Below are 23,756 nucleotides of genomic sequence, written 5' to 3'. Positions count from 1 at the left end.
CTTTTCATCCTTTATCCTTCTACCTTGAGATGAGGTGTTGCCAAGTCGCCATCGCGATCGCCCAATCTTCTTGAGTATGTATCACAAGTACCCGCACACCCGATTCAGTGGTAGCAATATCCTCATCAACAGGTTTGCGGGTATTTTTTTCTGGGTCAATTTTCATACCCAAAAATCCAAAGGCATCACAAGCAGCTTGGCGAATTGCTGGAGAATTTTCACCTACACCGGCGGTAAACACCAAAGCATCTAATCCCCCCAGACTGGCAAGCATTGCCCCAATCCCAGAACGCAAGCGATGTACGTACATATCCCAAGCTAGTTGAGCGCGATAATTGCCTTGGGCGATCGCCTCCATAACTTGCGGCAAATCGCTGGATACACCCGAAATTCCACGTAAGCCCGAAGCTTTATTTAACACATAATCTAAGCGCTCGGCAGAGTAATTTGATTGCCGCAATAGATGAATCAAAATCCCCGGATCGACCGAACCAGAACGGCTGCCCATCATCAATCCATCTAGGGGCGTGAATCCCATTGTCGTGTCAATACTGCGACCGTTTTTAATCGCCGCCAAAGAGCAACCATTGCCTAAATGACAGGTGATTATCCGTAAAGAAGCTAAATCTCGATTGAGAATCCCAGCCGCACGTTTAGAGCAGTATTCGTGACTGATACCATGAAAGCCGTAGCGACGGATACCTTGTTCTATCCATTCGTAGGGACCGGGATAAATTGCCGCTGCATCGGGTATATGCGAATGAAAACCCGTATCAAAAACTGCCACTTGGGGTATATTTCCCAAACTTTTTTCAATGGCTGCAATTCCTTCCAAAGCGGCTGGATTATGTGCCGGAGCTAAGTTAGAAAGACGAGCGATCGCCTTTTTTACCTCATCAGTAATTACCACACTAGCACGGTAATCTTGCCCACCATGTACCACCCGATGTCCCACCCCGTCGATTTCTGACAACTGACTAATCACCTTCGTGGAACCGCGAGTCAAGGTATGAAGCATGTAAGCGACGTGTGCAGGTCGGGAATCAGCGTAGATTTCTTCCTCTAGCACCTCACCCGTAGCTGATTTCACCTTGATTTCTGCCACACCGCGATCTTGAGTCCATTTAACTTTACCTTCCCAAAGCGGTTCGAGTGGTTCTGTGGGCAAAGCTGATTCTGTTATTTCATACAGACAACTCTTTTGGCTGCTAGATCCGGCATTCAGTACCAATATTTTCATCGCTTTTTATTGCCAGCAAGGTTTGTGAGCTATAATTGGCGGTTCTCTAAGCTCTCTGTTAAAAGTTTAGTCAAAGGCTAAAGATAAAAGCTATGAAGAAGCAATTATTATTGGGTGTGATGCTATTTGCCTCTATCTTTCCACCCGAAATTAGTCAAGTCAAAGATACACATCTTATGTTAGGCATTCAAAGGACTGGGATTGCTGGGTTTCATAACTCAATCTAGTCTATGAAGTGACTTCATTGCACTAAAAGGAGAGTGGCGATGAAAAAAGTAGCGGTGTTTGGCAATGCTGGAGGCGGTAAATCAACTCTAAGCAAGAGATTATCCCAAATCACGGGTTTGCCACTTCACGTTTTGGACAAGGTTAAATATGATTCAGCAGGTACAGAGGTTCCTCCTGAAGACTATAAGCGCATCCATCAGCAAATTTTGGCTACTGACCGATGGATTATCGACGGGTTTGGTTGCATGGAAACCCTCTGGCTACGACTGGACGAGGCGGATAGTCTGGTTTATGTAGATTTACCGCTATATGTTCATTTCTGGTGGGTAACTAAACGACTAATCACAGGTTACTTTATACCACCAGTAAGCTGGCACTTTAACAGTCCAATATTAAAGAGTTCGATTAATAGTTACCGTGTGCTTTGGTTATGTCACAAATATTTGACCCCAAAATATCGTGAGTATATCAAGCAGGCTCAAAGCATCAAAAGTGTTTATCACATTCGATCAACTAAACAGATTTCGCAATTTTTTGAATTAATTAATGCAGGAGACTAACTTTAACGATGGTGCATTAGCCTAAGGTTCCAATCACCGGACACAGATACCCTTTGTAACTCACCGTTCAGGGTTGAAATGAGCAAGGTAAAAATCAGTAACTTTTTTTCTCGTTCCTCGTTCCTTGCCTCTGGCAAGGAATGCTAGTCAGGAGGGCTGCTGCCTCCTGTTCTAGAAACGCGAGGCAGCAGCCCTCCCAAATTGCATTCCCAGGTGGAACCTGGGAACGAGGGGGAGGGCTATATTATGCGGCGCCGACTTTAACGTTTGCTTCCAGAGTAGATAATCTTTCGGCAAGTAGTTTTTCTAAGCTTTCCAAAGCTTTGGTGAAGCCATCGATACCTTCGGATAGTTTATCGAATGCCATGCGATCGCTCTTGTGCATTTTTTCAAAGATACCTTTATCCATCGGTGTTTTATCGATATTCATCTTAGGTGCATTCTTCGGATCGAGTTTGCGTGGCAATACGTTTGTAGTCGCTTGCAACTCAGTCAAAAGTGCCGGAGAAATCGTCAACAAATCACAACCAGCTAATTCAGTAATTTCACCAATGTTACGGAAACTAGCTCCCATAACTTCGGTTTTATAGCCGAACTTCTTATAGTAGTTGTAGATTGTTGTTACAGACAAAACGCCAGGATCTTCGTGTGCAGGATAGCTATCGCGTCCGGTGTCTTTCTTGTACCAGTCGAGAATCCGCCCGACAAACGGAGAAATTAGAGTAACACCAGCTTCTGCACAAGCGATCGCCTGGTGAATGCCAAACAATAAAGTCAGGTTGCAGTGAATACCTTCTTTCTCCAAAATTTCCGCAGCGCGAATGCCTTCCCAAGTCGCCGCAATTTTGATCAGAACGCGATCGCGTCCAACTCCAGCCGCTTTATATTGAGCAATCAACTCCCGCGCTTTATTCACCGTCGCCTCAGTATCATACGACAAACGCGCATCTACTTCCGTAGACACCCGACCGGGAATGATTTGCAAAATCTTCAATCCAAACGACACCGCCAAACGGTCAAATGCCATCATCACGATTTGCCCTTGGCTTGCGCTCGATCCTGCATCTTTCTTTGCTTGGAGTAATGTCTGATCGACAATTTCCTGATATTCTGGCATCTGTGCCGCAGCAGTAATCAGGGATGGATTTGTCGTAGCATCTTGGGGCTTAAACTTCTCAATTGCCTTGATATCTCCCGTATCTGCCACGACAACGGTCATTGACCGCAATTGTTCCAGTAAATTTTTAGACATACATACTCCGTGAATGTTGTTTATTTAGGATTTACTCATTCCCTTTTTCTTGACATCCTTCGCTGCACCTTCAATTCCAATTGTGGCAACTTTTCTTCACAATTGCCCAACTGAGGGAGTGGGGGAGAGGGGGAGGGGGGAGCTGGGGAGGCAGGGGGAGAGGAATTTTACCCAATGCCCAATGCTCAATGCCCGATGCCCGATGCCCGATGCCCAATGCCCCATGCCCCATGCCCAATACCCCATTCTACGAAGTCAGGCAGAAATAGGCTGTCCAATTGTATGCACTTTAATTAAACTGGTTGTGCCTGATTTACCAACTGGGACACCGGAAGTAATCACAACTTTATCGCCGTTGTTTGCTAAACCCATGTCTACAACGCTTTTCACCACATTCGTAAACATTTCTTCGGCGTTGTGGACTGGGGGAATTAAGCAAGGAACTACACCCCAGGAAAGTGCAAGCTGACGGAAAGTGGTTTCTTCGGGTGTAAGGGCGATAATTGGGGTTGTCGGACGGTACTTAGAGACTAATTGCGCTGTACTTCCGGAAGAAGTGTTGCAGAGAATTGCCCTTGCACCTGTTTCGTAAGCGACGCGACAAACAGATTCGGCGACAGATTCTGTTACGCTGAGACTACCGCCTTTGTGAGTCCAAGAATGTCTGGCACCTTCTTGTAGAGATTGTTCTGTCCGCACAGCGATATTGTGCATCATCTCAACTGCGGCGATCGCATATTGTCCAACAGCAGTTTCCCCGGAAAGCATCACAGCATCCGTACCATCCAGGATAGAGTTTGCAACATCCGTTGCTTCGGCGCGGGTGGGATCGGGAGCGCTAATCATTGACTCTAACATCTGCGTGGCAGTAATTACAGGTTTACCGACTTGGTTGCAGCGGCGTGTAATTTCTTTTTGAATTAGGGGGACTTCATAAATAGGAATTTCTACCCCCAAGTCGCCACGGGCAATCATAATGGCGTCGGCAACTTCTAAGATACTATCTAAATCTTCTACTGCTTCTCGTCTTTCGATTTTGGCGATGATGCGAATGTTAGCACCTGCGGCTTCTACCATTCGTTGCGCGGGTTCTAAATCTTGAGCCGATCGCACAAACGAAACTGCTACCCAGTCTACACCCAACTGAATGCCAAAGCGTAAATCGAGCAAGTCTTTTTCGGTAATCGAACTGACGGGTAAACGTGTTTCAGGCAAGTTTACACCTTTGCTGGTGGAAATAACTCCACCTATTTTTACCAGCGCTCGAATTTGATCGGCATCGCGATCGCTTACAATCAACTTTACCCGACCATCGTTGATTAAAATCGGTTCACCAGGTCGCACCATTGCAAATAAAGTCGGCAATGGTAGCGGTAATTCGTCGATACTGCTACCTTGCTCTTGCAGCACAAAAGTGACTTCTTGTCCAGCCTCTACAGTCAATCCTTCTGGTGGCAAAACTCCCAAGCGAATCTTTGGACCGCACAAATCTTGCATGATAGCGATCGGCTTTTGCGTATCTGTGCCAATCTTTCTTAGATGATGAAGCGTTTGCGCGTGAAATTCATGCGCCCCGTGAGAGAAATTCAACCGTGCTACATTCATCCCCGCATGTACCAACGCTTCCAGCCGTTCGGGTGCAGATGTAGCAGGTCCGACAGTACAAATAATCTTGGTTCGACGCATAAAGTTTAGGGGTTCGGAGTTTAAGAAAGCAAATATTCAGACAGCGCCTCTTTATCACACTGTTTTCATGTTTCTACGATTACGCAGCCCCTAAGTAATACTGGGGAGTAGGGGAGGGGGAGCCAGTGCGTTGCGGGGGTTCCCCCCGTTGTAGCACCTGGCGTGGGAGTGGGAGAGGGGGTAAGAAAGTTTTACTTAATCCCTAATCCCTAGTCCCTAATCCCTAGTCCCTAATCCTAAGCCACAACAGCAACACGTTCTAACAGACCTTCTTTTTGTGCCATTGATAACATCAAGTCAACTACACGATTAGAGTAGCCCCACTCGTTGTCATACCAGGCAACAACCTTAAAGAAGTTGGAATTTAGTTCCATACCGGCGCCGGCATCAAAGATACTAGAACGGCGATCGCCTTGAAAGTCGGTGGAAACTACTTCATCTTCTGTGTAACCCAAAATACCAGCCATCGCCCCTTCCGAAGCTGCCTTCATCGCGGCGCAAATTTCTTTGTAGCTGGTGGCTTTATCAGTCTTGAAGGTCAAATCGACTACAGATACATCCGGTGTCGGGACGCGCAAAGCCATACCTGTCAGCTTACCCTTTAACTCTGGTAAAACCAAAGCTACGGCTTTCGCGGCTCCTGTAGAAGAGGGTATGATATTTTGGGCGGCACCGCGACCACCGCGCCAATCTTTCTTGGACGGACCGTCTACAGTCGGCTGGGTAGCTGTCATCGCGTGGACGGTGGTCATTAACCCTTCAGTTAAACCGAAGTTATCGTTAATTACTTTGGCAATCGGTGCCAAACAGTTTGTAGTGCAGCTAGCATTAGAAACGATCGCATCTTTTGCCGGGTCAAATATGTCGTGATTGACACCAACTAACAAAGTACGAACTTTCTCCGGCTCTTTCGTGGGAGCAGAAATCACAACTCGCTTGGCACCAGCTTTTAAGTGGTTTCCGGCTCCTTCCGAATCGGTGAAAAGCCCCGTAGATTCCACAACATAATCGGCGCTTAATTTACCCCAAGGCAACTCTGCCGGATTCCGCATCGACACGCAAGGAATGAAGCGTCCATCGACAACGATACCATCCTCCTTAGCTTCAACGTTGCCCTGATAAGTTCCGTGGGTAGAGTCGTATTTTAATAAATAAGCCAAGTTATCTGGTGGTACTAAGTCGTTAATCCCCACAAACTCGATATTGGGATTATTCATACCAGCGCGAAACACTAACCGTCCGATGCGACCAAATCCATTGATGCCAACTTTCAGTTTAACCAAGATTAACCTCCTAATTTCTTTGGGGAGTGGGGAGTGGGGAAGGGGGGGATGGGGAGAGGGGGGGATGGGGAGAGGGGGGGATGGGGGGATGGGGAGAAAGAAGAATTATTCCCCTTGTCTCCCTTGTCCTCCTTGTCCCCCTCATCCCCCTTGTCCCCCTCATCCCCCTTGTCCCCCTCATCCCCCTCATCCCCCTCATCCCCTCTTGAAAAGGTCTACTTTTTATTCTTCACATAACGATCCTGACAGTCGCAGTGGGTTATGGCATATTTACTTGGCAAATTTTAAGGTTTTGGCAATCGGGCAGAGAAACTACGCTCTAAAATATGATAAAAATCTAATACCAATTTAAATAATGTTTGCGACACATAAATTCTTTGTAGGGGCACGGCAGTGCCGTGCCCCTACCCATGTGTCGCATTCTTTTTTCGCTCTTGGTATAAGTGATAAAATCCTGATTGTGTCGCAGTTTATAGTTATGAAAACTACATGACAATCAATCTTCAAATCGACGAAGCCTTAATTAAAGAAGCTTTAGCCCTTGGCAATCAACAAACAGAACGTGATGTAGTTGAACAGGCTTTGCGTGAATATGTGCAACGTCGCAAGCAACAAATGGTAGTTGATTTGTTTGGTACAATTGACTATGAAGAAGATTACAACTACAAACAGCAGCGATAAACTATCTCTGTTCTAATCCCAAGCTGAGAATACCTAAAATTTTACCAACTTCATTCAAAAAGTATTCATTCAAATCAACTTCTATCGTTGTTTCTTTTAACTGCATAAACTTCCAACTACTGCCGGTAGTTACCGCACCAAGTATTTGAGTAACTTGTTTTCCTTTTTGCTGGTTAAATATCAAAGAGGCTATCATTTCTGCCATACACTGTCCTAAACCAGCTTCAATATTCTCGTTTTTTGCTGACACCACCGGGATAACGGGTGATGTGATAATTAACTGTTCTGGAGAACGACCGAGCAAAAAGTCACAAAACCCATTAAGACCCTTTTCTATATCAACGGTAAAATCTTTACCCGAAAATAAACTTACTTTTTCCGGGTATAGCCGCTTTAATTCTAATAAAATTGGTGCGATAATCATCTCCTAACGGGATTTTTCTGAGTTAATAGCTAAAGCGATCGGTGTATTAAAACGAAGCGTTTCCGCGAGATAATCGCTATAGCTAATTTCTACCACATCAGCAAATTTACTGACTCGTTCGATGAGAGTAATATTAAAGTTGACTTTGATTGATTCAATATCAAACTGGCTGTAAGGCATTATTTAACCTTGTCACTTGCGTTCTTAGGCACTTAAATTTTAGTGTAAGTAACGGGTGGGATGTTTATCGCGGCACTAAGAGGATGTCTATTGAAGTATTTTATGAAACATCATGCATCAAAAGCAACCTAACCCCCCTGCCCCCCAACACTTGGAGGTAAGGGGGGTTTTAAAGCCTCTCCCCCCGTGGGGCGAAGTCTCAGAGAGGGGTTTATTTGTATATTTTATGACTTCAAAGCCTCTCCCCCCGTGGGGCGAAGTCTCAGAGAGGGGTTTCTTTATATATTTCATGACTTCAGACATCCTCTGAACTCGAAACTTCGTGTTCAGAACTCGAAACTTGATGTTCGCAACTCGAAAGTTGATGTTCAGAACTCGAAACTTGATGTTCCAAACTCGAAACTTCGTGTTCAGAACTCGGAACTTGATGTTCTGAACTCGAAACTTGATGTTCAGAACTCGGAACTTGATGTTCCAAACTCGAAACTTCGTGTTCAGAACTCGAAACTTGATGTTCAAAACTCCAAAATTTAAGCTTTGAACTCAAAACGTTGAGTTCTACACTCAAACATCCAAGATCAAAGCTGGAAATTTCAACTTCTCAGGCAGAATAACCGAGTTTTTGTTTTACTCCCTTCCCGCTACAAGATTACCTATCTTCTTTCTCTTCTTCCAAAGTGTACTTCGTACGCCAGTCGCCTCACTCCTCCACCCCCGCACAGCGCTGGCTCGTCTTTGCGGTTCGTTAAATAGGTATTTTTCCAGCGGGAAGGGAGTAAACTGCCGACGTTTGCGGCTGTGTTTTGCGAGATTTACGGGTGAACCTGCGTCCCAAGTCATCAATCACCGTATCTAAACCAGCTACATCACCGCTAGCTTTGGCATAATTGTAAACTGCAAGAGCAGCTGTATAAGCTTCACTGCCAGTTGCAATCAAGGTATCATCAACCAATTCTTGCAATTGCGTTAGAGATAGCAGCACAGGATACAACGCCTCAAACAATTCTACATCTAGGCGCATTTCATTTACATTAAACGACCTAGGCAGAAAATCTGGGTTTTGTGTGGCTACTTCTAACGCTTTACTTACAAAAGCTTGACTTTTGTCACCTAGTTTCGGCAAGTATTTACGCTCATTTGCCGTCAAATCAATTAAAAACGGCAGCTTTTCTTTGATAGTAGCGATCGCCTCCATCACTGCTTCTCGGTCTTTTTGGGAAAAACTAGCACTGATACGATTATTCGCCATATTTATCACTCCTGAGGGTGTTCTTATTTCAGTATTCCCAAAGTTATGAAGGCGATCGCTATTTCGTTTTAAGCACTTCAGTGCTTACTACGTTTAACTCCCCTCGTGACCGACTTCAGTGTTCTTACCTGAGTCCTGCCATTTCCAGTGGAGAATTTCTGGCATATCTTCGCCATGTTGAGTAATGTAATGCTTATGTTCAATCAGCTTGTCGTGCATCATCTGCTTGACATAAGCAGCTTTATACCCTAGTTTTGGCACTCTGTCAATCACATCATCCACTAAACTAAAGCGGTCTAACTCGTTGAGAACGACCATATCAAACGGTGTGGTAGTCGTTCCCTCTTCTTTATAACCGCGCACATGAAAGTTATCATGGTTTGTGCGGCGATAAGTGAGGCGATGAATTAACCAAGGGTAGCCATGAAAGGCGAAAATTACAGGTTTGTCAGTAGTAAAGAGAGTGTCGAAGTCTTTATCGCTCAACCCGTGCGGATGTTCGCTTGTTGGTTGTAGTGTCATCAAGTCTACCACGTTGACCACGCGCACCTTCAAGTCGGGGAAGTTCTGACGGAGAATATCTACTGCCGCTAAAGTTTCCAGCGTCGGGATGTCTCCCGCACAAGCCATCACCACATCCGGTTCAAAGCCTTTGTCATTGCTTGCCCATTCCCAAATGCCGATACCAAAGGTACAATGCTTAATTGCAGTTTCCATATCAAGATACTGCAACGCGGGTTGTTTGCCAGCGACGATGACGTTGACATAATTGCGGCTTCGCAAACAGTGGTCTGTGACTGATAGCAGCGTGTTGGCATCGGGGGGTAAATAAACCCGAATGACTTCAGATTTTTTGTTCACCACATGATCGATAAAACCTGGGTCTTGGTGAGAAAAGCCGTTGTGGTCTTGTCGCCAAACGTGGGAAGTTAAAAGATAGTTGAGAGAAGCGATCGGTCGGCGCCAAGGAATGTGACGAGTAGTTTTCAACCATTTTGCGTGTTGGTTGAACATCGAGTCAACTATGTGGATAAACGCTTCATAGCAGGAGAAGAAACCGTGACGACCGGTGAGGAGGTATCCTTCTAACCAACCTTCACAAGTATGTTCGCTCAAAATTTCCATCACTCGTCCATCGGGGGATAGATTTTCGTCTTCTGGGAGTATTTCGGCATCCCAAGTTCTGGCTGTAACTTCAAATACAGCGTCCAGCCGATTCGATTGAGTTTCATCGGGTCCAACGATGCGAAAGTTGCGGCGTTCGGAGTTTAGTTTCATCACATCCCGCAGTAATTTCCCCATTACCTTGGTAGCTTCGGCAACAACCGCGCCCGGTTTGTCAACTTCAACAGCGTAATTGCGGAAGTCAGGCATTTTTAAATCGCGCAGCAAAAGACCACCGTTAGCGTGGGGATTATCTCCCATGCGACGCTGACCTGTGGGGGCGAGTTCGGCTAATTCCGGAATTAGTGTACCATTATTATCGAAGAGTTCTTCTGGTTTGTAACTTCGCATCCACTGTTCCAGGAGTTTGAGGTGTTCTGGTTTGGATGCGATTTCTCCAAAAGGAACTTGATGCGATCGCCAAAAGTTTTCTGTCTTTTTGCCGTCAACCTCTTTTGGTCCAGTCCAACCTTTAGGAGTTCTCAGGATAATCATCGGAAAAGGCGATCGTGAAGGATTATTATTGTTTCGGGCATCTTCTTGAATCTCTTTGATTTCCCGAATCACAGTATCCAGCGTTGCCGCCATCAATTGATGTACAATTTCCGGGTCGGAACCTTCGACAAAGTAAGGTTTATAGCCGTAACCGACAAATAAACTTTCTAACTCTTCATGGCTGATTCGTGCCAGCACTGTTGGGTTAGCAATTTTGTAACCGTTTAGGTGTAAAATTGGCAGTACAGCACCATCATGCACCGGGTTGAGAAACTTGTTCGAGTGCCAGCTACCTGCTAAAGGTCCAGTTTCCGCTTCACCATCGCCAATCACGCAAGCAACAATCAAGTCAGGATTATCAAAAGCTGCACCGTAAGCATGGGATAGAGAATAGCCGAGTTCACCACCTTCGTGAATCGAACCCGGAGTTTCTGGTGCAACGTGACTGGGAATACCACCAGGAAAAGAAAACTGTTTGAAGAGTTTCTTCATTCCCTCGGCATCTGGGGAAATATTCGGGTAATATTCGCTGTAAGTGCCTTCGAGGTAAGTGTTAGCGACCAATCCAGGACCACCGTGACCGGGACCTGCAATATATATTGTGTTCAGGTCATTTTTTTTGATAACTCGGTTCAGGTGAACGTAAATAAAGTTAAGACCCGGAGTTGTCCCCCAATGACCGAGAAGTCTGGGTTTGACATGTTCTTGCTTCAGCGGTTCTTTGAGTAGTGGATTGTCTAGTAAATAGATTTGTCCAACTGAAAGATAATTAGCTGCAAGCCAATAAGCGTTGATTTTACGCAGTTCTTCATCAGTTAAAGGCTTTGATTGGGTCGGGGTTGCTAAGATCATACCGAACTCCATTACAGAAGGATTTTGACAAACTTACAAGTATGCAAGTTTAGTTAACTTGATAATCACGGTCATCTTACTTATGACCAGTCTTTACACATACAAGCTGAAAAAATTGGCAGTTATGGCTATCAGCAAGTCGATTATTTGCTCAAATCTCAGAGAAATATCAAGATTACGATTTTTATCAGAGGTTATCAAACAAGATAACAAATTGGATGTTATTTAATTTTATTTTTATTTAATTGCCAGAAGTTAAATGTTGTTTAATATAACTGTAAAAATTAATTATGCTTATTTAAAATATCTCTTTTGGCAGAGGTTTATTATTGAAAGTAGCGTGTAATACTCTTATAGCGGTTCCCGACCTGGTGAGCTACGTTTTCAAAGCTACTAACCTTGGTAAACAAGATTTGAGTGTACCTTAGTTGCTTAGGAAACGCTGTAATTCATTGTTCATTTTGATTATCTAAGGTTTCCCGATGTCAAAACCGGACTCCATTATCGATGCTGATATAAGTCGATCGGTTACTCCAGAACTTCTGAAAGGTCTGCAAGGTTTCGTTGCCTTTATCGATGACGGAACAGATATCGAGGCAGTTTTTGATATTGCTGCTGCGTTAGTCAACCATGAAGTTTCTGCTGCTGCAATTACCTATCTCAAGTCCCATCCTGAAATCTCTCAACTTTTTGAAGAACAATATATTGCACCGACTCCCAATCTAGAAGCGTTACTCAAGCTGCCATCTGATTCGTTAGGCTTTGCCTATGCCTCTCACATGCGAGCAGCCAACCTTAATCCAGAGTTTTATCGCAAAGTCGAGCTAACTGATGACGCGAGCTATTTAACTCTGCGTATGCGACAAACCCATGATATTTGGCATATCGTTACAGGATTTGGTATCGATTCTATTGGGGAGATTAGGCTGCAAGCATTTACGCTCGCGCAAAATCGCTCTCCGCTTGCAGTGATGTTGATTGCCGCAATAACCCTGAATACGATCAAGATGAACAGCGATTTAAACCCGCTTGTACGTGTCCTTCAGCAGGGCTACGATTTGGGGTATCAGGCAAAACCCTTTCTGGGGCAGAAGTGGGAAGAGGCTTGGGAAAAGCCGCTAGCAGACTGGCGATCAGAATTAAATGTCACTCCTTTAATATAAAGCCCGATCGCAAGATGGCTTCTAATGATAGGGCAATCGGCTTTGAGGCAGGAGTTTCTATGTGCTGACAATGTGTTTTATAGCGATTCCCACTCAGGTGAGGTACAAAATTATATGGCGGGTTGTAGGGGCACGGCAGTGCCGTGCCCCTACGGGTGTACCTCATTAAACCGAGAAACGCTATACTGCAAAAGCACATTGCAAACTCGATATTGTTTTAGCAATTTTTAAATTAGCTATGATTATCTGTTTAATGTGCAAAAAACGTAGACGCGAATTACTTTATTGTCAAACATTACTTTACTTTTAAACTGCGTCCTCTTGCGTAAGCTTGGATATTTCATCAGTACTTGCTAATGCTATGCTATTTATTGGATGTAGTGCTGTATTAACATTCTTATCCCGCGCCAAAAACTCATCAAGTAACTTAAAGAAACTCTCAAACCCTTCCTTTTCATTCACACAATAGAGCATGATAATCTTTGCCCAAGAATTAGAAGTTGATACATGATACTTTTGTTGCAACCAAGGTTGGAACTCACGATAAAAATCCATTTCTTCCTCAGTTGATTCAATCTTCAATTCTATTAAAGCGGTTTTATAACCTACTAAAAACAGAAAAAGGTCGCTAACTGAAGCACGTCCGATATACATACCTGGTTTCGCCTTAATTTTTTGTAAAATTTCTAACAATCTACTCATATTACTTATCTTTAGTGTTCCAGGTTACTAATTTATTTTACAACTCATTCAAATAGTCAATCAAAAACTTTTCACTGGGACATTGAAAATCATTTAACCAATTTTCTGTAGGTAATCCTTCTGTTGAGAGATTATCAAAGACTCTTTCTTTGACCTCTACCCCGTAATGAATCCCATTGAGTGTAATTGAATCGATTATTCCCTGACTTTCTAAGCGTCTACTAATTATATAATCTTCACCATATGCAGTTTGAATTTTAATAACTCTGCCCTCAATATTATTTTCTGCCAACCATTGCATAACAGCTTGAGCGCATTCATAGCATTTAAGGATTCTAAAGTTGGCGACTATTTTACCGACTTCTTGATAAATGTCATCATCAGATAATTGACTCATTTCACCACCGCTGGAACGTCTCTACTCGTAGTGGGCACTCTTCGTGCCCAAATGAAGCGCTCTTCTCGCTTACTACGGGTTATAAAAAGCGAATTTGGCGTGCGATCTTCGTAGCTTCCCGTAGGTATGGCTCGCCATTACTGTATCTCAAAACACATAACTCCAGATACATTTAGCAAAAATTAATTTTACATAAAGTTAGTTGTATTACTATTCACAAAGCGAACTCTAAACTTCAGAACGACAATGACCTATTTAGAAGCAGCAGCGCAATTTTACAGCGAAGTCGCGCAAACACCGCAAGTTGGACTTTGTTGCGTCCAAAGTTCATCCTTGCAGTTGCCAGGATTGCATATTCCCTCACAAATGCAGGAAATGAACTATGGTTGCGGTACTACGGTTCACGCTGCGGAACTCGCAAACCAACCTACAGTATTGTATGTTGGGGTTGGTGGTGGGTTAGAAGCATTGCAATTTGCTTATTTTTCGCGTCGTCAAAGTGCTGTAATTGCAGTCGATCCGGTTGCAGCGATGCGTGAAGCTGCTACACGGAATTTAGAAATTGCCGCAAAAGAAAATTCTTGGTTTAATACCAGCTTTGTAGAAATTCGCGAAGGTGATGCTTTTAACTTACCAGTTGATGATGCTTCTATCGATGTAGTAGCGCAAAATTGCCTTTTTAATATCTTTGAACCAGAAGATTTAACTCGTGCTTTAAAAGAAGCATATCGAGTATTAAAACCAGGTGGACGCTTGCAGATGAGTGACCCGATCGCTACTTCTCCAATTCCGTTTCATTTACAACAAGATGAGCGGTTACGAGCGATGTGTTTATCAGGCGCACTCACTTATGAAGAGTATACTCAACGTATCATCAATGCTGGTTTTGGTCAAGTTGAAATTCGTGCCCGTCGTCCTTATCGTCTTCTAGATTCTCAAACTTATAATTTAGAAGATAATTTACTTTTAGAAAGTCTGGATTCTGTCTCTTTCAAAGTTCCGATTCCCGAAGATGGTGCTTGCATTTTTACAGGTAAAACAGCAATTTACGCAGGTGCAGAAGAAATTTTTGACGATTCAGCCGGACATATTCTGCAACGTGGAGTTCCAGCGGCAGTGTGTGATAAAACAGCCGCAAAACTTGGCGATTTCAAGCCAAAAGAGATAATAATCACTGACTCTACATGGTATTATGACGGTGGCGGTTGTTGTTAAAAAGTGATAAGAAATGTTATTAGGGGCATTGTTTGTAGTTACGCTTTTTTTAGCTTATTCCAATGGAGCAAATGACAACTTCAAAGGTGTAGCAACATTATTTGGTAGCCAAACAGCGAGTTACAAAACAGCAATTTGGTTAGCAACGATTACAACTTTTGCGGGTTCGGTAGTTTCGATTTTTCTTGCGGAAGCATTAATTAAAAGCTTTTCTGGGAAAGGACTGGTTCCAGATGCGATCGCTAACGCAACTGACTTTCATTTAGCAGTAGCGATCGCTGGCGGTTTAACTGTGATTATCGCTACTGTAGCTGGATTTCCTATTTCTACAACTCACAGTTTAACAGGTGCGCTGGTTGGTGCGGGTAAGTTGGCGATCGGCACGAAAGTTAATTTTACAGCTTTGGGAAATTCCTTTGTTTTACCCCTCTTGCTAAGTCCCATCATTGCCATTGCTTTAGGAGCAGGAATTTACAGCTTATTTAACTATATCTACCACAAATCCAACTTGACAAAAAACCAGAAAATTATTGACATTTGTCATTATATCAGTGCTGGTGTTGTCAGTTTTGCCAGAGGATTAAATGATACTCCGAAAATTGTCTCACTCATCCTGATTATTCAGGCTTTCTCAATTCACGGATTATTGCACACTATATCTTAGGGTAGGGTGCGTGACGGCGCAAAAATTTAAATATTGATAATAGCCTAACGCACCTACGCTTGAATGGCACTTACTTAAATCATGCTTCAAACAACAATAACACCTTTCAAACAGAAACTAAGTTCTCCCTTGACAAAAAAGGGAATTAATGTATTACAAATTAACTTAGGTAAGCGCTGCAACCTCGCTTGTACGCACTGCCATGTGGAAGCGGGACCCAAACGCACAGAAGAAGTTACCCCGGAAATTTGCGAACAGTTAATCAAGTTAATTCATCAATTTCCGGAAATTAAAATTGTTGACTTGACAGGTGGCGCACCTGAGATGAATTATGGATTTAAGCCACTGGTAGAAGCCGCAAAAGCAACAGGTAAACAGGTAATTGTCCGGTCGAATTTGACAATTTTCTTTGAAGATGGTTTTGATGATTTACCAGAATATTTTGCTCAACATCAAGTCAGAGTAGTTGCTTCTCTGCCTTGCTATTTAGCAGATAATGTTGATAAAATGCGGGGTCTTGGTGTTTTTGATGATTCGATTCGCGCCATACAATGGTTGAACAAAGTCGGCTATGGAAACAAGCCAGATTTAATTTTGGATTTAGTGTATAATCCCCAATTACCTACAAGCGAAAAATTCTCCTTAACTCCCCAACAGAGTAAGCTGGAACAGAATTACAAAACGTTCTTATATGAACATTTTGAAATTGTGTTTAACAACTTATTCACAATCACAAATATCCCAGTAGGTCGAACTAAAATGCATTTAGAACGTAAGAAGCTTTACGCACCCTATTTGCAGTTTTTAGAGTCGCATTTTAATAATAGTACAATTGAAAATTTGATGTGTCGTGATGAGCTTTCAATTGACTATTTAGGTAATGTCTATGATTGTGACTTTAACCAAATGATGAAGTTACCTGCGAAAACTCGCAATGGGGAAACCTTGACAATTGCTAAGTTGCTAGAAGCTGGTAGTTTAGACTTAATTAATGAGGTACAAACTGCTGCTTATTGCTATGGTTGTACCGCAGGATGTGGTTCGAGTTGTGGTGGTGCTTTGGTATAAAGTCAATTAATTTTAGATGAAAGGATTTTAAACCGCTTCTTGACGCGGATAAAGGCAGATAATAATTAATTATCCGCGTTCATCTGCGTTCATCTGCGGTTGTAATTTTAAATTGATGCGGTTCTATCAACCTAACCGTTTATATAAGCGTAATAATAAATACCAAATATTAATTGTTTTTCAGAAAACACGCAGTAAGGAGGAAAACCCAAATGACTGAAGATAATAAGATCCGCACTTTATCTGTTGATATTGGTGGCAGTGGTGTCAAGGTTCTGCTTTTGGATAGTAAGGGTAATCCTTTAAGTGAGAGAGCGCGAAAAGAAACTCCGCAACCAGCTAAACCCGAACCGGTGATAAATGCAATTGTTGAGTTAGCAGCAACTCAAGCTGAATTCGATCGCGTTTCGGTAGGTTTTCCCGGTGTGGTGCGTGATGGAGTGACGGAAACGGCGGTAAATTTGCATCCAGATTGGATTAAGCTTGATTTGGCAAAGAAATTGTCACAGCGTTTAAACAAGCCTGTGCGGGTAATTAATGATGCTGATATGCAAGGTTTGGGAGCAATTGTCGGTAAGGGTGTAGAATTGGTGATTACCTTGGGTACAGGCTTTGGTTCAGCTTTGTTTGTCGATGGTAAATTAGTGCCGAATTTGGAAATGGGGCATCATGAGTTTAGAAAAGGCGAGACTTATGAGCAACAATTGGGACGTGCAGCTTTAGAAAAAATTGGTGACAATAAATGGAATAGACGATTAGAAAAGGCGATCGCTTCTCTGCAAAATCTATTCAATTATAATTACCTTTATATCGGCGGTGGTGAAGCCACAAAAGTCAAAATTCAGCTACCAGAGAATGTGAAACTCATCCCAAATATTACTGGTTTACTCGGTGGAATTGCTTTGTGGCGAGATTGAGGGTTGTTAGTGGTTAGTTGTTGGTGGATAGTTGTTGGTGGATAGTTGTTGGTGGTTGGTTGTTGGTGGATAGTTGTTGGTGGATAGTTGTTGGTGGATAGTTGTTAGTTGTTTTATCCCCCTTGTCCCCCACTCCCCCACTCCCCCACTCCCCCTCCCCCCCTTACTCAGTCTTGCGAAAGATGTCGCCAGGGTTAATAAAAATTATTAATTGGAAGGAGAGGGTAGGGATGATTAATCATGCAATTGAAGCCGATAAATCAGCAAGTGGTAGCCATCGTTGGGGCTTCCAGTGGAATTGGACGCGAGACAGCAATGTTGTTTGCGCGACGTGGGGCAAAGGTAGCGGTAGCAGCGCGGAGTGAATCAGGGTTGAATTCCTTGGTGAACGATATTCACAGCTTTGGCGGTGAAGCGATCGCTATTGTTGCAGATGTCAGTGACTTTGAACAGGTAAAGGCGATCGCCGATCAAACTGTGGCAACTTACGGCAGGCTTGATACTTGGGTTCACGCCGCTGCTACAGGTATACTCGCACCTTTTGAGGAAATTACACCGCAAGAGTTTCAACGAGTTATTGATGTAACTTTGATGGGACAGGTTCACGGTGCAATGGCAGCTTTGCCCTACCTGAAACAAGAAGGACGCGGGGCATTAATTCATATTTCTTCAATGGAAGGTAGACGCGGTTTACCCTTGCAAAGTCCCTACTCTGCGGCAAAGCATGGTTTAGAAGGTTTCTTAGAAGCGTTGCGGGTAGAATTGCAGTATGAAAAGTTGCCTATCAGCGTTACCTCAGTACTACCTTCGGTAATTAACACACCTTTTTATAATAAAGTTGCTACCAAATTAGGCGTGAAACCGACAGGGATACCGCCATATTACGATCCGAGTATTGTTGCTGAAGCGATTCTTTATGTTGCTCAACATCCCACCCGTGATTTTATCGTTGGGGATGTGGGTAGAGTGTTAGATGTGCTACAAAAAGTTTCGCCTCCTTTATTAGATTCAGTGTTGACGGCAATTGGTATTCCCGGACAGCGTACCAACGAACCGAAGTCAGAAGACGCACCAAACAATGTTTTTGAACCGATTGCAGGTTATGACAAAGTGAAGGGAGACTTTGGTAAGCTGGAAATTCCAAGTATTTCAGATTGGTTTGAGATGAACCAGCCGATTAAGTGGGGTGCTTTGGCTGTTGCGGCTTTGGGTGTTGCCGCGTTTCTCGGTGGGTGGGTAAATGGGAATGATGTTTAAGCAGTTTTAGCTTTGGGGTGAACGAGCGATCGCATTTAGTGATTGTAGAGTGCGATCGCATTCACCAACTACGAGCAAATGATTTAGGTTAATCACTTTCGTTTTCAAAATAGCTTTCAATTATCTGAGTTAATAGATTTTCTGGGCTAACTCCATTTTTGAGAGCTAGTTCCTTAACTCTTTGAATATCTGTTGATAACATTTTAATGGGAGCAAAGCTTTCAGGAAATGCCCAAGGACATTGCCCACAGTCAAGCTTGCAGCCACGACAAGCGGTACTTTTAAAGTTATTGCACTCCGCACACAGAGGTTGCCAGTTATCCTCTTCATTACTCCCTCCTCTAAGACGCGGAATTTTGTGATCTTGATCTAGTCTCACAATCGGTGGTTGTCTGCTACAGACTGCACAACGATTTTGATATTTGTTCAGAACTCTTTGCCAAATATCTTTACTAAGTTTTACTCTCTGTTCGCGTTTGGCACTGATTTCTAAGCTTACTAATTGATACCTCGTTTTCTTACCACTACCAAATCTAACTATGCCCAAAAAGCCTTCTTCCCCTTGTAACTCTCGTATTCGTCTGGGTACATCTTGATAGGGTTCGCCTACTCCTCTAAAATCATCTATTACTTGACGCAAACGTGATAATGGTACAACTGGTCCGGGTATTGCATGATTGGCAGACCATAATGTTTCCAATACTAGCCTGTAATAATTTCTATTGGCTGGCTTGGTAGTCACAAAACCAGCACAGGCATCTCTAAGCCATTCCTCACGGTCAACCTGTTGTAAAGTTTGATCTGGGTTTTGAGAGGATAATGAAGGTAGTTGCGTTTCATCGGGAACTTCCCTTTCATTCATGGCAGCTATGCTCGCCACGCAGCAACCATTCAGGAGTTACTTTTAGTAAACGAGCGATAGCATCTAACTCAAAATCCTTCACGCCCCGCTTTTGTCGCTCAATTTCCGAGATGTCAGACTGGTCGAGTTTAATATCAAAATCTATAGACAATGCAGCAGCCAACTCGCTTTGATCCCAACCGAGTCTTTCACGAGCCTGTTTTATTCTTAGACCACTAATATTTGCATTGCCCATTTCAGCTTAGGGAAAACAACTCTGAAGCAAGATGTTATCCTAAAGATGTCTATCTTTGTAGACGAAAATCGTCTACAAGAGAGGTTGCTTTGAATGACCTTGATAAAGCATTGTAGGGAAAGAAAACATTGGGGATTGGTTAATGCTGAGGGTAGCGTCGTTTTTTGCAGGTATAGGGGGGTTTGATTTAGGCTTTGAAAGAGCCGAAATGCAAGTTGTATTCCAATGTGAAATTGATCCGTTTTGCCAACAAATCCTAAAACGCCACTGGCCTAGTGTACCGATTCATGAAGACATCACAACCCTCATTCCTACAACTATCCCTGCCGCTGACTTATGGTGTGCCGGATGGCCTTGTCAAGACCTCAGTAACGCCAACACAGACCGAAAAGGACTTACAGGCGAACGCAGCGGATTGTTCTACAAATTTATGGAACTTGTTGCAGAAGTTCACCCAACGTGGTTGGTCTTGGAAAATGTGCCTGGGTTGCTCTCGGCAGAGCAAGGAACCGCTCTTGAGGCAGTTATCGACACGCTCGAAGCGCATGGGTATTTGGGGGGATGGGTATCGTGTAACGCTGTCCATACGGGTATACCTCACGACCGAGACCGAATCTTCTTTATTGCCAGTTTTAGATCAAAACGTGCCTACAGAATCTTTACTGACAGCAGCGAATTGTCTGGGGATTCTACGGCGCGAAAATCGAGCCGGACGCAAGCTGGATCGAGTGTTTGTGAAAGCACTATCAGAGACACTCCGCTTGTGGTACAACGTCGCGGTGGCTTCGGGTATACCTTGGCAAAAAGCATCTGCCCCACGTTACGTGCCCAAACTGGAGGACATCAAGGAGGTCATTCAGACAGACCAATACTCTGTGGCGAGAAACTTGACGTGGACAGAGTGGGAAAAGCTGATGGGGTTTCCCCCAGGATGGACGGTCGCAGAGGGAGACTCCTTGGTAACGCAGTCATACCAGCGATTGCTGAATGGATTGGAAGAAAAATAATAGAGATTGAAACTCTGGCGCAGAAGGAATCAAGTATTGTGTAAAAAAATTATGAGTGGCGATCGCCCCTTATCTTATCATCGGTTCCACTGCCACTATCTTCTCCACATCATCCACCATTACCCGCGCTAACCCAAACTGCTCAATTACTGCCGCATTTGTCGTTAAATGCAGACTTACCTCAGCTACCCGATACTCACTTTTCTCGCTAGCTAATGCGGCTGGTAACAATAACTGATCCGCCAAATGTTCATCTACTGGTGCGCTTGTTTGATGAAACTTCAGCAATTCCTCACAAGCGATTTCGGCAACTTTTTCTGATGACAACCGCTTCTCTCCCAACCCAGCAAAGCCAGCCAAACTATTTTTATATTTAGCGGTGAGAAACAAACCCGCCCCAGGTGCAATACCTTTTTCTCGCAATGCTTGCACAGCTACTTTTAATTTGGCTTCTTGCAATAAATTCTTAGCACGATTTGCCATGCGTTGAGGAATGTTGGCAGGTAATTCTGTTACCACTGCCAGTCCCCGCACTTGTTGTAAGTCACCGCGATCGAGCAACTTGATACCGTTTAAGGGCGGGGATACCCCGCCCCTACAGCTACTTACGCGCAATTGGACTTCTCCCCCACCTTGAGGATACCATCCCCAAGCGCCAAGTTTTACTTGAGCTTCCACGCCCATTTGCTGTAACATTGGCAGATAGACTTGCTCAATGTACGTCGTTGAAGGGCTAAAAGCAACGTGAGTTCCACCTCGTAGCGTTACTTGGGAATCACCATCAGCTAGCGCCAAAGGTAAGAGGATAGTCTGCAATACTAAAGTAACAGCACCCGCAGAACCACCTTCTCGTGCTTCGCTGACATCAAAGGTGTAATTTCCCGCTTGTACGGAACTACCGGGAGTGAATTCTAGCATCATTGAACCGAAAGCATCACCCCGCAGTTTGGCATGACAAATTGCCGCAGCAGCGCGAACTGATGTCAAGTGTTGTGCTGCTAATCCCGGCTTTTTGCGTCCAGCGCGAATGTTGTAAATGCGTATGGGTTCACCTGTGATGGCAGCGAGACTTAAGGAAGTGCGGAGAACTTGTCCACCTCCTTCTCCATAGGAACCGTCAATTTCAATCATGCGGTGCAATTCCTTTGTATTATTATAGTATTACAATAATACAAGATGTTAAGATAGTTTGTCATTTCGACGTATTTAGGAATGAGCGCAAAAAACTTGCCAGTTCCTTAATTTTCGTGCGTGTTAATTCATGAATTATCCCTACTTACGATCTGTTTTGCGCTCATTTCTGGTATTGTAGAGACGTGGGAGTGTGGAACGTCTCTACGATTCATTCGGCGATTATGCAACGCCAAAAATTAATTGTAAATCTAACACAAAACCAGGAAGAACATCCTCACCAGATAAACTATTAGGAGATTGTAAAACTTCTACCTCTACCAAAGGTCGATAAATTTCTACTTGTTTATTTTTCGGATTAATCAACCAACCCAAGCGCAAACGATTTTCTATATATTCCTGCATTTTGGCTTGAGTTTCCTCTAAATCATCACTTTCAGATACCAATTCGACTACAAAATCAGGACACAAAGGTAAAAACTTCTTTCGTTGACTTGAAGTGAGTGCATCCCATCTTTCTATCTTTATCCAAGACGCATCGGGGGAACGAGTTGCACCATTTGGAAGTTTAAAACCTGTGGAAGAATCAAAAGCTTTTCCGAGATTATTTTGACGGATCCAAAACCATATTTGACCTAATAAATCAAAGTTACGGTTTCCCGTTTCTCCTCCAGTGGGTGACATAATAACTAATTCTCCATATTGCGTTAATTCGAGTCGTAATTCTTTGTTAAAAAGAACAACTTGTTCAAATTGTTCATCTGTAAATTTCAGATTTGGGGGTAACTGTAAAGTTAAGGCACTCATAGTTAATTCTCCAGAAAATGTGAGATTAGGCTGATATAAGCTTGCTTTTACCAGGATTCATCAAATTGTAGGGGTCAACCATTTCCTTAAATTTTAAATTACGGCAATGCGATCGCTCTTTTCTCTTCTATAAAATAAGAATGGGGATTGGCAATAAATACGTTTTTCTCTTGGCGATCGCGTATAATCTCCGAAGAGGCGTTCTTCGCGCTCTTAACCGCACCAGTTGCATTCCTAGGAGTTGTAGAGACGTTCGATACCGAACGTCTGTACGAGGAAAAGCGGTAGAGACGTGACAATGGAAGTCTGTACAAAAGTCAGAATTGCATTTTGTGCAAAGCTACGCGGACTGTATAAACGGTATTTTTGCATCTTTGCTTGCAACGTTCTTCACCCTGAATAGCAGTGTAAAATCCAACAAGCATTACATTCTGACTTTTGAATTCTTCTTTATCGGCGCTTTCATGCCTTTTATTTAATATAAAGTTATATAAGGCACTCAAAAAGAAAAATTACAGCGCCTAAATTTTTAGCTGATTCGCAGTGTACATTCTAAAATTAACTTTTGATTTACCAAAGAATACGGTTGAATTTCTAAAGCGCGTTGAAAAGCTTTGATTGCTTCACCGTACTCGCCAAGTGCGGCATAACACAAGCCCATACCGTGAAGTGCGCCAAAATGTACTGGTATTATTTCCACAACTTTCTGACAGTCTGCTAGCGACTTATAATATTTGCGGCTGCTGTAGTAGAGAAAAGCGCGACGATTCCAAGCTTCAGCAAAATCTGGTTGTTCTTCGATCAGTTGGTTCAGCACTGTTTCGGCTTCGTCTAGTTCCCCAGCGTCTAGTAGCTTTTGACTGCGGTCAATAATTTCTAGCCCAGAAATTCCCTTTTGCTTGAACCAGATGCGCCAAAGTTTCCTAGTCGCGTGTTCGCGCACTGTTTCGTCAGGATTTTTCAAATCTTCAAGTAAGGAATTGATTGATAAAGAATCCATGAATTTGAGGTTTTAGATTGTATATTAGTAATTTCGC

29 protein-coding genes are annotated in these 23,756 nt (G+C 43.4%); 10 read left to right on the top strand and 19 right to left on the bottom strand.

The features are described 5' to 3' along the window. Positions 1-19: 19 nt before the first annotated feature. Positions 20-1,240, bottom strand: a complete 1,221-nt coding sequence (locus AABK37_RS02500) for an acetate kinase (RefSeq protein ID WP_432550029.1) — start codon at positions 1,238-1,240, stop codon at positions 20-22. A gap of 266 nt (positions 1,241-1,506) precedes the next feature. Between AABK37_RS02500 and AABK37_RS02495 the strand changes: the two genes are divergently transcribed. After that, the gene (locus AABK37_RS02495) at positions 1,507-2,028 is read left to right on the top strand and encodes an adenylate kinase (protein WP_432550028.1); all 522 of its coding nucleotides are present in this window, start codon (positions 1,507-1,509) and stop codon (positions 2,026-2,028) included. Between the two features lie 244 nt (positions 2,029-2,272). On the opposite strand, the gene AABK37_RS02490 is transcribed toward AABK37_RS02495, so the two are convergent. Then, positions 2,273-3,280: a transaldolase gene (locus tag AABK37_RS02490; RefSeq protein ID WP_432550027.1), complete on the bottom strand. Its 1,008-nt coding sequence runs from the start codon at positions 3,278-3,280 to the stop codon at positions 2,273-2,275. Positions 3,281-3,360: 80 nt separating this feature from the next. Between AABK37_RS02490 and AABK37_RS02485 the strand changes: the two genes are divergently transcribed. Further along, entirely contained in the window at positions 3,361-3,549 is a 189-nt protein-coding gene (locus AABK37_RS02485) for a hypothetical protein (RefSeq protein WP_432550026.1), read from the top strand. Here the strand turns inward: AABK37_RS02485 and pyk are convergent. From pyk to AABK37_RS02470, 3 genes are all read right to left on the bottom strand, one after another. Beyond that, positions 3,536-4,966 (bottom strand): pyruvate kinase, encoded by a 1,431-nt coding sequence (pyk, locus tag AABK37_RS02480; protein ID WP_432550025.1) that lies wholly within the window; start codon positions 4,964-4,966, stop codon positions 3,536-3,538. The two genes, AABK37_RS02485 and pyk, sit on opposite strands and share 14 nt — an antisense overlap. A 236-nt stretch (positions 4,967-5,202) precedes the next feature. Further along, positions 5,203-6,249 carry a type I glyceraldehyde-3-phosphate dehydrogenase gene (gap, locus tag AABK37_RS02475; RefSeq protein WP_432550024.1) on the bottom strand — a complete coding sequence of 349 codons (1,047 nt, stop codon included), beginning with the start codon at positions 6,247-6,249 and terminating at the stop codon, positions 5,203-5,205. Between the two features lie 10 nt (positions 6,250-6,259). Continuing rightward, positions 6,260-6,439, bottom strand: coding sequence for a hypothetical protein (locus AABK37_RS02470; RefSeq protein WP_432550023.1), 180 nt, complete (start codon positions 6,437-6,439; stop codon positions 6,260-6,262). A 299-nt stretch (positions 6,440-6,738) separates the two neighbouring features. On the opposite strand from AABK37_RS02470, the gene AABK37_RS02465 reads away from it, so the two are divergent. Continuing rightward, complete coding sequence (locus AABK37_RS02465) at positions 6,739-6,930, top strand: type II toxin-antitoxin system VapB family antitoxin (RefSeq protein WP_432550022.1); 192 nt, start codon at positions 6,739-6,741, stop codon at positions 6,928-6,930. Between the two features lies 1 nt (position 6,931). On the opposite strand, the gene AABK37_RS02460 is transcribed toward AABK37_RS02465, so the two are convergent. From AABK37_RS02460 to AABK37_RS02440, 5 genes are all read right to left on the bottom strand, one after another. Beyond that, positions 6,932-7,354: a hypothetical protein gene (locus tag AABK37_RS02460; protein WP_432550021.1), complete on the bottom strand. Its 423-nt coding sequence runs from the start codon at positions 7,352-7,354 to the stop codon at positions 6,932-6,934. A gap of 3 nt (positions 7,355-7,357) precedes the next feature. Beyond that, positions 7,358-7,534 (bottom strand): hypothetical protein, encoded by a 177-nt coding sequence (locus AABK37_RS02455; protein ID WP_432550020.1) that lies wholly within the window; start codon positions 7,532-7,534, stop codon positions 7,358-7,360. 295 nt (positions 7,535-7,829) lie between these two features. After that, complete coding sequence (locus AABK37_RS02450; RefSeq protein WP_432550019.1) at positions 7,830-8,081, bottom strand: hypothetical protein; 252 nt, start codon at positions 8,079-8,081, stop codon at positions 7,830-7,832. A 198-nt stretch (positions 8,082-8,279) separates the two neighbouring features. Further along, a complete protein-coding gene (locus AABK37_RS02445; RefSeq protein ID WP_432550018.1) occupies positions 8,280-8,783 on the bottom strand; it encodes a hypothetical protein in 504 nt (167 codons plus the stop codon). 93 nt (positions 8,784-8,876) lie between these two features. Then, positions 8,877-11,294 carry a phosphoketolase family protein gene (locus AABK37_RS02440; protein WP_432550017.1) on the bottom strand — a complete coding sequence of 806 codons (2,418 nt, stop codon included), beginning with the start codon at positions 11,292-11,294 and terminating at the stop codon, positions 8,877-8,879. Between the two features lie 482 nt (positions 11,295-11,776). Between AABK37_RS02440 and AABK37_RS02435 the strand changes: the two genes are divergently transcribed. After that, positions 11,777-12,457: a Coq4 family protein gene (locus AABK37_RS02435; RefSeq protein WP_432550016.1), complete on the top strand. Its 681-nt coding sequence runs from the start codon at positions 11,777-11,779 to the stop codon at positions 12,455-12,457. Positions 12,458-12,763: 306 nt separating this feature from the next. On the opposite strand, the gene AABK37_RS02430 is transcribed toward AABK37_RS02435, so the two are convergent. Together AABK37_RS02430 and AABK37_RS02425 are read right to left on the bottom strand one after the other, a co-directional pair. Beyond that, on the bottom strand, positions 12,764-13,159 hold the full coding sequence (locus tag AABK37_RS02430; protein ID WP_432550015.1) for a hypothetical protein: 396 nt from the start codon (positions 13,157-13,159) through the stop codon (positions 12,764-12,766). A 37-nt stretch (positions 13,160-13,196) separates the two neighbouring features. After that, positions 13,197-13,556 carry a papain fold toxin domain-containing protein gene (locus tag AABK37_RS02425; RefSeq protein WP_432550014.1) on the bottom strand — a complete coding sequence of 120 codons (360 nt, stop codon included), beginning with the start codon at positions 13,554-13,556 and terminating at the stop codon, positions 13,197-13,199. A 246-nt stretch (positions 13,557-13,802) separates the two neighbouring features. On the opposite strand from AABK37_RS02425, the gene arsM reads away from it, so the two are divergent. From arsM to AABK37_RS02405, 4 genes are all read left to right on the top strand, one after another. Beyond that, entirely contained in the window at positions 13,803-14,771 is a 969-nt protein-coding gene (gene arsM, locus AABK37_RS02420; protein WP_432550013.1) for an arsenosugar biosynthesis arsenite methyltransferase ArsM, read from the top strand. Positions 14,772-14,784: 13 nt separating this feature from the next. Then, positions 14,785-15,435, top strand: coding sequence for an inorganic phosphate transporter (locus tag AABK37_RS02415; protein ID WP_432550012.1), 651 nt, complete (start codon positions 14,785-14,787; stop codon positions 15,433-15,435). An 81-nt stretch (positions 15,436-15,516) separates the two neighbouring features. After that, on the top strand, positions 15,517-16,503 hold the full coding sequence (gene arsS, locus AABK37_RS02410; RefSeq protein WP_432550011.1) for an arsenosugar biosynthesis radical SAM (seleno)protein ArsS: 987 nt from the start codon (positions 15,517-15,519) through the stop codon (positions 16,501-16,503). Between the two features lie 212 nt (positions 16,504-16,715). Further along, positions 16,716-17,420 (top strand): ROK family protein, encoded by a 705-nt coding sequence (locus AABK37_RS02405; protein WP_432550010.1) that lies wholly within the window; start codon positions 16,716-16,718, stop codon positions 17,418-17,420. A gap of 6 nt (positions 17,421-17,426) precedes the next feature. Here the strand turns inward: AABK37_RS02405 and AABK37_RS02400 are convergent, their stop codons facing one another. Beyond that, positions 17,427-17,561, bottom strand: a complete 135-nt coding sequence (locus AABK37_RS02400; protein ID WP_432550009.1) for a hypothetical protein — start codon at positions 17,559-17,561, stop codon at positions 17,427-17,429. 99 nt (positions 17,562-17,660) lie between these two features. Here AABK37_RS02400 and AABK37_RS02395 point away from each other — a divergent pair, with 99 nt between their 5' ends. Then, positions 17,661-18,677, top strand: coding sequence for an SDR family oxidoreductase (locus AABK37_RS02395; protein WP_432550008.1), 1,017 nt, complete (start codon positions 17,661-17,663; stop codon positions 18,675-18,677). Positions 18,678-18,765: 88 nt separating this feature from the next. Here AABK37_RS02395 and AABK37_RS02390 read toward each other — a convergent pair whose 3' ends face one another. Both AABK37_RS02390 and AABK37_RS02385 read right to left on the bottom strand, forming a co-directional pair. Then, positions 18,766-19,539 (bottom strand): HNH endonuclease, encoded by a 774-nt coding sequence (locus tag AABK37_RS02390; RefSeq protein WP_432550007.1) that lies wholly within the window; start codon positions 19,537-19,539, stop codon positions 18,766-18,768. Further along, positions 19,532-19,774, bottom strand: coding sequence for a helix-turn-helix domain-containing protein (locus AABK37_RS02385; RefSeq protein WP_432550006.1), 243 nt, complete (start codon positions 19,772-19,774; stop codon positions 19,532-19,534). The genes AABK37_RS02390 and AABK37_RS02385 overlap by 8 nt, the downstream gene beginning before the upstream one ends. Before the next feature lie 142 nt (positions 19,775-19,916). On the opposite strand from AABK37_RS02385, the gene AABK37_RS02380 reads away from it, so the two are divergent. Then, entirely contained in the window at positions 19,917-20,825 is a 909-nt protein-coding gene (locus AABK37_RS02380; protein WP_432550005.1) for a DNA cytosine methyltransferase, read from the top strand. Positions 20,826-20,850: 25 nt separating this feature from the next. Here the strand turns inward: AABK37_RS02380 and rtcA are convergent, their stop codons facing one another. From rtcA to AABK37_RS02360, 4 genes are all read right to left on the bottom strand, one after another. Next, on the bottom strand, positions 20,851-21,912 hold the full coding sequence (gene rtcA / locus AABK37_RS02375) for an RNA 3'-terminal phosphate cyclase (protein ID WP_432550004.1): 1,062 nt from the start codon (positions 21,910-21,912) through the stop codon (positions 20,851-20,853). A 222-nt stretch (positions 21,913-22,134) separates the two neighbouring features. Beyond that, positions 22,135-22,719 carry a Uma2 family endonuclease gene (locus AABK37_RS02370; RefSeq protein WP_432550003.1) on the bottom strand — a complete coding sequence of 195 codons (585 nt, stop codon included), beginning with the start codon at positions 22,717-22,719 and terminating at the stop codon, positions 22,135-22,137. A gap of 98 nt (positions 22,720-22,817) precedes the next feature. Continuing rightward, positions 22,818-23,033 (bottom strand): hypothetical protein, encoded by a 216-nt coding sequence (locus tag AABK37_RS02365; protein WP_432550002.1) that lies wholly within the window; start codon positions 23,031-23,033, stop codon positions 22,818-22,820. A gap of 215 nt (positions 23,034-23,248) precedes the next feature. Continuing rightward, positions 23,249-23,719, bottom strand: a complete 471-nt coding sequence (locus tag AABK37_RS02360) for a tetratricopeptide repeat protein (RefSeq protein WP_432550001.1) — start codon at positions 23,717-23,719, stop codon at positions 23,249-23,251. Positions 23,720-23,756 lie beyond the last annotated feature (37 nt).

The organism is Tolypothrix sp. VBCCA 56010, from assembly GCF_050875635.1.
Taxonomy (GTDB): Bacteria; Cyanobacteriota; Cyanobacteriia; order Cyanobacteriales; family Nostocaceae; genus Hassallia.
The sequence above is the reverse complement of the archived record's forward strand: the minus strand, read 5'-3'. Positions and strand labels throughout refer to the sequence as shown.